Source organism: uncultured Porphyromonas sp., assembly GCF_934359325.1.
Classification (GTDB): domain Bacteria; phylum Bacteroidota; class Bacteroidia; order Bacteroidales; family Porphyromonadaceae; genus Porphyromonas_A.
The window spans coordinates 1-1,573 of record NZ_CAKRLH010000282.1 but is presented as its reverse complement, the minus strand read 5'-3'; the positions used below and the strand labels follow the sequence as shown (position 1 = coordinate 1,573).

At 54.7% G+C, this 1,573-nt stretch carries 1 protein-coding gene; it reads right to left on the bottom strand.

Annotated features, from left to right (window positions below):
- Positions 1–1,573 (bottom strand): carbamoyl-phosphate synthase large subunit (gene carB, locus Q0F21_RS07805; RefSeq protein WP_297238836.1); only part of this gene is annotated, 1,573 nt, incomplete at both ends.

The following is a 1,573-nucleotide window of genomic DNA, read 5'->3' as shown; positions in this document are numbered from 1 at the left end:
TCGTAGTCGGTGCTGACGGTCTCGGGGTTGTAATTGATCATGATGGAGTGGTAGCCCTCCTCCTTGATCGCCTTGAGGGCAGAGACACCACACCAGTCAAACTCGACCGAGCTACCTATGTGGTACGCTCCGGAGCCAAGCACGATCACACTCTTGTCCCCATCCTCAAAGGAGACATCGTGACGATGCCCATCATAGGTCAGGTAGAGGTAATTGGTCTTAGCTGGATACTCGGCAGCAAGCGTATCGATCTGGCGCACCACCGGGGTGATACCCATATTCTTTCGCAGCTCCCGGACCTCCAGCTGGGCTGCATCCATATCCTTGATCGTGTGCTTGAGCACCGCACGTGCGATCTGGAAGTCGGAGAAGCCCTGCACCTTTGCCCTCCTCATCAGCTCAGGCGAGATATCTCTGATCTGTGACAGAGCCTCCAGCTCCTCAGCTGTATCTATGATATTGCGAAGCTTGTGGAGGAAGAACTTGTCGATCTTCGTCAGATCGTGGATCTGATCGATCGTATAGCCGGCTCGAAACGCCTTACTAATGACAAAAATACGATTGTCGGTAGGCTCCCGTAAGGACTTGTCTATGTCCGGGATGACCAGCTCCTTATTCTCGACGAAGCCGTGCATGCCCTGACCGATCATCCGAAGCCCCTTCTGGATCGCTTCCTCGATGGTGCGACCGATGGCCATAATCTCGCCTACAGACTTCATACTGGAGCCGATCTCACGCGACACACCGGCAAACTTGCTGAGGTCCCATCTGGGAATCTTGCAGACGACGTAGTCTAGTGCCGGCTCAAAGAAGGCAGAGGTGGTCTGTGTGACACTATTCTTCAGCTCATGAAGTCCGTATCCCATACCGAGCTTGGCAGCCACAAAGGCGAGCGGATAGCCGGTCGCCTTGGAAGCGAGTGCCGATGAGCGGCTCAGTCGAGCATTGACCTCGATGACACGATAGTCCTCGCTCTGGGTGTCCAAGGCGTACTGGACATTACACTCCCCCACTATGCCTATATGGCGAACGATTCGGATGGCGATGTCGCGGAGCTTCTGAAACTCCGAGTTAGTTAGGGTCTGTGATGGAGCCACGACGATACTCTCACCGGTATGGATGCCCAGTGGGTCGAAGTTCTCCATATTGCAGACCGTGATACAGTTGTCATACTTATCACGCACCACTTCGTACTCGATCTCTTTCCAGCCCTTGAGGCTCTTCTCCACCAGTACCTGTGGGGAAAAGGAGAAAGCGCGCTCGCAGAGAGCATTTAGTTGCTCCTCGTTGTCGCAAAAGCCACTCCCCATACCACCGAGGGCGTAGGCCGCGCGGATGATGACGGGATAGCCGAGCTTCTTAGCAGCCTCGCGGGCATGCTCGATGTCCTCACATGCCTCGCTGGATATGGTGTGGACACCTATCTCATGCATACGCTCGCTAAAGAGCTCCCTGTCCTCCGTGTCCATGATTGCCTGAACAGGAGTCCCAAGGACCTCGATATTATAGTCCCGGAGGATCCCTTTCTCGTAGAGGGCTACACCACAATTGAGGGCAGTCTGTCCACCGAATG